Source organism: Pedobacter sp. 01N416, from assembly GCF_056399685.1.
Genome location: NZ_JBFTRT010000171.1, coordinates 1 through 8924, shown reverse-complemented (window position 1 = coordinate 8924; position 8924 = coordinate 1). Strand labels below are relative to the sequence as shown.

Sequence of the window (8924 nt, the reverse complement as noted above, 5' to 3'; positions counted from 1 at the left end):
GTATACCTCATTGTAAACAATAATACCATTTCTGCCGCTGAAGCATTAGCATATAATTTACAGCAAAATAAAATTGCAAAGGTAATTGGAGACAAAACCTATGGAGCAGCAAATCCTGTAAAAGTATTTTTTATTGGCAAAAAATATCAGTTGTTCATCCCGATATCAGTTGAAAAAAATGCAGTCACAGAAACGAATTGGGAGCATACAGGTATTAATGTTGATGAAAAAGTAAATTCTGAAAAAGCATTGATAAAAGCGCAAATTATAGCACTTGAAAATCTGTTTAAATCAAACACAAAAACAGAATTAACGGAAAATGAAATTAAAGAAAAGATTTTGAAATTAGAAAAACAATTGTAGGCATTTTTTTTTATTGCTAACCAGGGTTTGGCAAAATGGGGACAGAATTACTAATCTGAAGCCCATGACCGCAAAATTCAAACAATCTTCTAATTTCCTGAAATTCTGGTAGGCACAGTAAAACATCGCCAAAAAAATCCTCGTTAAAGTGAATAACAAATATTTCAACAGCATCACTGCCGCCGCTCTTTAAGTGCTTTTTTGAAAATTGCCAAAAATGAGGTAAATCGCTTCCCAACAAAACTATATCGCCATCCTTAAAGGGCTTTACGCTATCACCAACAAACTGAGTACCATTGCCGCGCTTGAAATAAACCAACTCCAATTCACGACGGTAATGCCAATGGTTATTAATATCCGGCAGGGTATCTAATCTAGCACTAAAAGAATGGAATAGCCCATTTGACAAATTTAAAACCTTCGGCTTCACTAATTGTAATCGTTTAAATTTATAGCTGTAACAATTGGTCGTAACTGAGCGATCCAAATTGAGTTAAGCTTAAACCTTTAAAGCACATCAAATTGTTTATCGATGGGATGACGATCCGATGTCCATTAAAAAACGCCATCCCCGAAGGAATGACGCTAATCTTACTAACCAATAGTATTTTGTTTTGCCTGAATGCACAAAATTTAAACATAATAGTTAATAACCAGGGTTTTGGGTTAAATTTTTATTCAGATCCCTTTCTGACTGCGGAATTGGCCAGAGTTCGTTTTTGCCCACTATAAAACTGCGTTTTTTGAAAATATAGTATCCATTTGCGTTTACGGGATAATCTTTATAATTGGCAGGATCGTTGGTGAGTTTCATACCAGTAAACTGCTGATTGTTCTCTGAACCGATTATGCCCCATCTCAAACAGTCAAAATACCTGATCCCTTCAAATGCAAATTCTACACGGCGTTCTCTGCGGAGGATTGTTCTGAGTGCTGTTGGATCTAAGGTAGTTATTGCTGGCATTGCCACGGCTGCCCTTCCCCTTACTTTATTTATTGTTGCATCCAATAACGCCTGATCTACACCACTGCCAGACTCTAGCTTTGCCTCTAAATAGCCAAGCAATACTTCTGCATATCTGATCAAAGGAAAGTTGTTTCCCGTATTATTGGTAGTTGCCACAGCAGGATCATCTTCAAGAAATTTATAGATCGCATAACCGCTCCAAACACCAGGATACTGGTTCAGGCGATCCGGAAGCGTCGTACCTGGTTTAGCAGAGTAAACTTTTCCACGAAAACTCGTACGGTCAGAGATCATAATATTGAAATCCATCCTCGGATCACGGTTGTTATATGGATTGTTTTTATCAAACAAAGGAGATTCTGCTATCGTTTTCCCGTCCTTACACTCATATGCTTCCACAAGTTCGTTAAAGGGTGAATACTGATGCCATCCTCCCCAGGTTTCGGGCGTAAGGTATTGCAACAATGCATGATTGTAAGTATCCCTAATGTACTGCATTGACATGATGATCTCACGACTGGTTTCCCCTGCATTTAAGAAAAGTTCTCGGTATCTGGGATCGATAGTATAATAATTATAATCGACGATGGTTTTATAAGTAGTGGCTGCATCTGCCCACTTTTTCTGAGCGAGCTGTAAACGGCCCAGAATGGCCAGTGCCGATGCAGATGTCATGTGCCCCAATCGATCTGCACTTACAGATACAGGAAGTGCAGCGGCCGCAGCCTTAAGTTCACTTTCGCAAAATGCCCAAACCTCTGCTTTAGGTGTGCGGAATACAGCATTAGCTTCGTCTACCGTCAACAGTTTTTGTACAAGGGGAACATCGCCAAAATATAAAGCCAGATTGAAATAATTGTATGCCCTGATTGTTTTCACCTCTCCGATCATCACTGCTTTTTGCGCAGCATCCATGCTCACCAGGCCAATATTGGCCAAAAAATTGTTGCACCTTCCAATCTGAGCATAGGCCTGAGCATAATATGACCCCACAAATCCATAGGTTGAATTTAAGGTTCCATTGGTGAAATTATCAGGAATTGATTCCTTTTCTGATCCATTACCGGCCATCAGATCGAGGTTGACCATCGATGTTGCCGCCCAAAAATTATAACCGGTAAAACCTGCCCCACTGTCATAAACCCCGTTCAGCGCAAGTGTTGCGTCACCGGCTGTTTTCCAGAAGGTAGCATCAGAAATTGATGAAAGCGGCTGGGTATCTAAAAGGTCTTTCTTACATCCCGCAATCATAGTGAGGAAGGTGCATCCCACCACAACTGTTAATTTATATCTAAAATTTTTCATTTTGTTTTATTTAATGATCCTAACTACATCAGATTACAATTTCACATTTATACCGAAGGTATAAATGGCAGAGAGTGGGTAGAAGTTTGGGTTGTCTCCAGAACCCTGTCCATTTTCAGGGTCCCATCCTTCGTAAAAATCATTTAGCGTGAAAAGATTTTGTCCGCCTGCAAAGATCCTCACCTTCTCCAGACTTATTTTTTTAGTCAAATTAGATGGCAAGGTATACCCGATCTGGGCATTTTTCAATCTTAGGAAGGTTCCTGATCTGTTCCAGTAAGAGTTTCTTTGCAAATTGGCGCTGCCCTGGCTCAAATTGGTAATGCGTGGATAAAGTGCATTTCTATCAGGATTTTGTGTGGTCCATGCATTTTCATATTGCCATTGCTGAACATTCCCTCCGTTATATAATGCGTAGGCCTGATAAGAACCCATCTGTACCGTATACCCTCCAAGCCCGGAAAATAAAGCTGAAAAATCAAACCCTTTGTATGCGGCAGTTAAGTTTAGTCCATAAGAAGCTTTTGGATTGGTATTCCCCAAAATCTGTCTGTCATAAGTGGCATCTACCTTCCCATCCGGAACACCATTTGGTCCGCTGATGTCCTTAAATCTGATGTTACCAGGGACACCGCCATTTGGCTGTGTTGGGTAACTTGCAACATCCGCAGCATCAACAAAAAGACCATCGGCCACAAATCCATAAATCGGGTTTAATGGTTGGCCCAAAAAGAAATTAGGGATTACGTTTTGAATATTGCCCGCTATTTTGATTACCTTTTGATTATTATATGAGAAATTTGGTGATACACCGAAGTTCACCTGACCTATTTTGGTATTGTAGGTTAAACTAACCTCAATACCTCTATTTTGGATTGAACCCGCATTCTGCGTTGGTGCGCTTAAGCCAAGTGTAGAAGATACCGGAACCTGGTATAAAATATCTTTAGCTGTCCTATCATAAATATCTACTGTACCACTAAGCGCATTCTTGAACAAAGTGAAATCAAGGCCAAGATTGGCAGTGGTTGTTGTTTCCCATTTGATATCCTGATTGGCAGCTGCAGTCACCGCAGCACCAGGGGCAATTACCCCTCCGAAATTATACCTTACATTGGTGCTGATATTATATTGATATGGATAATTGGAAATATTGGYATTACCCAATGAACCATAGGAAGCCCTGATTTTCAGCTCATTGATCCAGCTAATATTATCCTTAATGAATGATTCTTCAGAAAGTCTCCAGCCTGCAGAAACCGCAGGGAAAACCCCATATCTATTTTTAGGTGCAAATCTTGAAGATCCGTCATAGCGCACATTGGCCTCAAAAAGATATTTGCCGCCGTAATCGTAGTTAAAGCGGGCGAAGAAAGACCTGAAAGCGTATTCATTCGCAGATCCGGCGTTTTGCATATTTGTCGTTGCGCCAGCGTCGAGCTGATACAACAGGTTGTTCGGAAACTTGTCGCGATAGGCACTTGTAAAATTATCACGGTGTGCCTCTTGCTGGTAACCACCTAAGATGGAGAAGTTGTTTTTGCCAAAACTTTTAACATATTTTAAAAGTAAATTGAGCGTAACTTCATTTCCATCGGTATTACCTATCCCCAAGCTATTTGGGCCCACATAAGTTGTCTTATCAATGTTTATATCTGCTACGTAGGTGGTATTTACACTCGTGTAATAGTGATAACCGGCAGTTCCACTTAAGTTCAATCCCGGGATAATGTCCCATGCGAGTGTGGTATTGCCATAGAAGTTTTTAGCACGTAAGTTATTGAAACCTTCACTGGCGAGCCATGCTTCGGGGGCGAAGAAATCCTGACGGCCGTAGGTGCCATCTGATTTCAATCCTGCAATGGTATTGGGCTCACGCACCGAAAATCCAATTATCCCACCTATTCCGGCTGAATTGGATTGCGGCTGGGTTTGCAATTGAGAAAAACCGAGTATACTGGTTTTAAGATTCAGATTATCTTTGATACGGGTATCAATATTGGCCTGGATATCGTATCTTTTGTTGTTGGTTTCTGCCGTTAACCCATTATGATCACGGTAGCTTCCGGACAGGTAATAAACGTTATTGCCTTCACCGCCAGAAACACTGGCATTATGATACTGCTGAAATCCGGAACCCGTATTCAACAGATCTTTTAAATGGGAAACGTTGGGAAAGTTATCCGGATCGGCTCCGCTTTTATACTTCGCTACCACATCGGCACTTGCTCCGGTTAGTTCCGCATAAGTCCATGAGTCGACAAATTGCGGTAAACTCGTTATTTTCTCCCAGCCGAAATAGTTGTTATAACTGATAACGGTTTTCCCCTTTTGTCCACGTTTTGTTGTGACCAATATAACGCCATTAGCTGCCCTGTTACCATAAATTGCTGCTGAGGCCGCATCTTTCAGTACGGTCATACTGGCAATATTGTCCGGCGCCACATCATCCAGTGACCCTGCAATTCCATCAATCAATATTAGAGGGCTACTGCCTGCATTGAACGTCCCTACACCTCTAATGATTACCCTTGCCCCGTCACTGCCCGGGCGGCCTCCACCCTGTTGTACCTGAACCCCAGGTGACAAACCCGATAAAGCCTGTGATGCCTGGGTAATGGGTCTATTATCAAGATCTTTCGAGGAAACAGTGCTAACCGAACCGGTCAGGTTTACTTTCTTCTGTGTGCCATAACCGACAATAACAACCTCATCAAGTTTTTTATTGTCATCTGCCAATTGAACATCGATCCGTGTCTGTTGCCCTATAACAATTTCTTTACTTGTGAAGCCTATGAAGCTAAATACCAGCGTTCCTTTCCCGTCGGGGGTGCTTAGCGAATAATTTCCCTGTGAATCCGTCTGCGTTGCTTTTCCGGATTCTTTATGCTTTACTACCACTCCTGGTATTGCTTTGCCAGTAAGATCGGTAACTTTACCCGTTACTGTAACTTCAGTTTTTGTTTGTTTAGGATTGGCAACATTTGGCGCATCGTTAGCAATATTAATATTTAAATTGTTATAAAGACTTGTGTTTGTGCTTGCTACCCCTTTGGCAAAAGGAGTGGCTGAAAGTATTGAACTGAAAGTTAACAGTGTTAACAATCTGCGCCATTTTTCTGGCGACTTTGGAATCATTTCCATATTTGGTCAGTTGGTTGTTATTATTGAAAATCAGGCAAGGATGTTTTTCAATTACCTGCTTGTTGTGGGCTAAACAAATGATATCAGCCATTATAAAAAGGCTGGTCAAATAGCTTAAGATTAAGTTCGTTTTCTTTTCATAGGCATATCATGATTTACTGGCAGTTTTCCTACAACATGAATATTTTATAGAGGAGAAGAATATCGAGATCTTTCAGGCCAGAAAAAACCTTCCTTACTTATAGTCGACACTTTTATCATGCTTCAAATATTTGGTTGTACATTCTTCAGATCGGACAAAGAATATAGTTCAAATATAAAAGGCGCAACAGTGGTGGGGTTTATTGTAATCAGACATCTTTTTATATTTTTCCGACTTTTCGCATTAAACCACGGCTGATAATTTTTCCCAAAAAACAAACAAGTTGATTTGCCCCTCTATTTTTATGGGACTAGGCTGATGATGGTATGGACAGTTATTTGGTTTTAAACGCTATAAATCAGCAGAATCCTCAAACTGCCAATAAACGAGATCAATTAACAAGCGCAGGTTAATGACTTCTAAAGGATCGCAAAACGCTGAAAGTATTTAACGTGCTTAGTTATGCAGACTCCATTAGACCGGAACACAATTACCAATATACCCTTTTGATTTACAAATACTTACAAAACAACCACATTAACAAACTGATTTATAAATAATTGAGTATTGGAAAAAAGTAATGATTGTGCCTAACAGGCTACCCCGCAAAGCAGAAATCCAAACCATTAACATGGCTTGGATTTCTATTTATTACAGTAAAGGATGTTGCTTGATATCGGATGTATTGTTTCCGAGCTAATCAGTCCTTATATAACCGCACTTTACTGAACCTTACACTGCTCTGATTTTTGACTACCATGGTAGAAACAAATCCTAATGTAATCTCCTGGGTCTGTGTCAATGAGAAAGGAACGGCAAAATCTTTTCCATTCTGCGAATTATCCAAAAATTTAAAACTTCCCATGGCCTGTGAAATGTCGGGCACATCGGGCAGTGTTTGGCCCAGGTTTACAGCGGCGTAAGTAGCCTCTAGTGGATTGGCAATTTCAGACACTGTTACCACATAGCGATATTTCCCTGGTGGGAGTGTAATAGTTTGATAGATTTTTCCATTTGTAATTTGGGGTGTACCCCAATACTCAAAAGCAATAAAACCACCCCCATTATATGAATCCCACCCACCTACGGCGCCATTGGACATGTTTCTAGCGGCGGCATTAGTAGTCCAATCTGCAACTAAGCCCCACCTTCCATCTCTTTTACTTTGAAGAAATGGTGCTCCCGGGTTTTTTAAATAAAACTCTGTTATTTTCCGGGATGCAGAAGCGCTATAAAATGTATCAATGGCCAAGGAATCTGGTAAAAAAAGAGTCCGGTACTGGATATCTGTACTAGGATTTTGATCGGTCAAGGTCGTCTGTATTGCGTCTTTGGCTATCCTTTTAATCGTTACTTTTCCGTTTATGTTGGTATAGGTAACTTCTGCACCTATCGATCCTGCATCTGAAGCGCGCCAGTTGAGATATGTTGTTCCATTGGATGGCTGATAAACAATATTTTCCAATATACGGTTCAACAACGATTTCTCAAAAACATCGCCATAAGCGGCACCTTGCTTCAAGGCTGCGACGGATTTATTTCCGCCTTTATCGTAGGTTAACACCTCAAATGAATAATTGCCTTCCGGAAGTGGCGACACCATTGCTTTTATGGTATCTATTCCTTTTCCCCTGGTGATGGAAACATCCTGATGATTTGCCTTGTTGTTCCAGTATATAGTCGCTTTTACGATATTTGGATCGGAGATAAGCAGGAACCTGACCAATGCCCTGTTGCGTCCCGGCTGGATCCTTAATGAATCGGCTTTACCTGGGTAGACAATAACTTTGCCATCGGTGAATTTTTTGTAATCATCCATTTTGCTGCAAGAAACCATTAATAAGGCAACTGCAATAACTGAATAAGCAATAATATGTTTCATACTATATAATTTAATAAAGATCATTTGTCGTTTCCAYAAAAAGTCATCTCTGAAACGTGAGCTGCCTGTCCCCCTGGTCCTATCCAAGTTTCCAATACCTTAATTCGGATATATCTTACAGGGGGTGCATCCAAAGGAACATTGGTCTCTTCACCGCGTGCAGCAGCAGCTACATCCTCATTGGAGTTGGAACCGATCGGCTGAGCAGAAGGCTTAATAGAAACACATGATGCCAATTTGGTCCAATTGGTATAACTGCCATCGCTGGCCGGATTGGTCGAACCCCAAATTTCATATCTTTTGGGATTTCCATGGTTATAAATCCATATACCCTGTCTTTGCCAAAGCGTAAAACGGCTTATCTTCGCGGTCACACCAAGATCGAAAGTAACCTGGCATGGCATACCGACATCTGTGGTATGCCACATATTTCCCTCTGCCGATATTACATTGTTCCATAGGTTACTGATAGGCAGGCTCCAGCCAACCGGAGCGTCTGTAGGCAGGGTAAGCACCTTAAATTTGCTTTTGTCGAGCTGTTTTTCAAAAATCGGCGTTAGGGTTGCTTTTGCCGTATCGGTGCGGTTGTCCCATCTGTCTCTGATATAAACCCCGAAAACTGTTTCTTTAGAGGGAAAGCCCCTCGAGGAGAAAAGACCGTTTTTAGATTTGGTATAGATGGTTTCTCTTGTTGCAAAATTGCCTAAAGAATCTTTATAAGTTACCACTACTGCAATATTGGCCTCCGTGGGATTGGCAAAGCTTATATTGATGCCACCAAAATCGGTAACCAAAGCCAGGCTTCTGCGAACGGCGAAGATGGGCGGCTCAAGCGCTTTTACTTTAATGGTTACCGGTGCCGACCTGTTTTCGGATTTGTCTACGGCATAAAGGTTAAGACTGTAAGATGCAGTATCGGCGAAACCATCAACAGTTAAGGCATTGATGTAAGAAGATGCTTTAACGCTGATTACCTTACCGTATTTATTTGTATATTCTGCCACCACATACATCAGGTCTGCATCTGAGGGCAGATTATAGGAAACCTTAACTGCGCCTGCCATGCGTTCCGAAACGGGATTTGAAATCGGAGGCGGTGCTACTGTATCTTTTTCCAAAGG

The 8924-nt window shown here is 41.1% G+C and carries 6 protein-coding genes; 1 reads left to right on the top strand and 5 read right to left on the bottom strand.

What is annotated here, in order from left to right; genetic code table 11:
• A partial coding sequence (locus AC1DND_RS11430) for a S41 family peptidase (protein WP_477581704.1) occupies positions 1-363 on the top strand: 363 nt, incomplete at its 5' end.
• 16 nt (positions 364-379) lie between these two features.
• On the opposite strand, the gene AC1DND_RS11425 is transcribed toward AC1DND_RS11430, so the two are convergent.
• The 5 genes from AC1DND_RS11425 to AC1DND_RS11405 all read right to left on the bottom strand — a co-directional run.
• Entirely contained in the window at positions 380-793 is a 414-nt protein-coding gene (locus tag AC1DND_RS11425) for an AraC family ligand binding domain-containing protein (protein WP_167346252.1), read from the bottom strand.
• Positions 794-1009: 216 nt separating this feature from the next.
• Complete coding sequence (locus tag AC1DND_RS11420; protein ID WP_057935256.1) at positions 1010-2635, bottom strand: RagB/SusD family nutrient uptake outer membrane protein; 1626 nt, start codon at positions 2633-2635, stop codon at positions 1010-1012.
• 33 nt (positions 2636-2668) lie between these two features.
• Positions 2669-5779 (bottom strand): SusC/RagA family TonB-linked outer membrane protein, encoded by a 3111-nt coding sequence (locus tag AC1DND_RS11415; RefSeq protein ID WP_477581702.1) that lies wholly within the window; start codon positions 5777-5779, stop codon positions 2669-2671.
• Between the two features lie 842 nt (positions 5780-6621).
• Positions 6622-7803 carry a DUF4998 domain-containing protein gene (locus tag AC1DND_RS11410; RefSeq protein WP_167346251.1) on the bottom strand — a complete coding sequence of 394 codons (1182 nt, stop codon included), beginning with the start codon at positions 7801-7803 and terminating at the stop codon, positions 6622-6624.
• A 20-nt stretch (positions 7804-7823) separates the two neighbouring features.
• Positions 7824-8924, bottom strand: a 1101-nt coding sequence (locus tag AC1DND_RS11405; RefSeq protein ID WP_477581700.1) for a DUF5000 domain-containing lipoprotein, incomplete at its 5' end; no start/stop codon positions are given.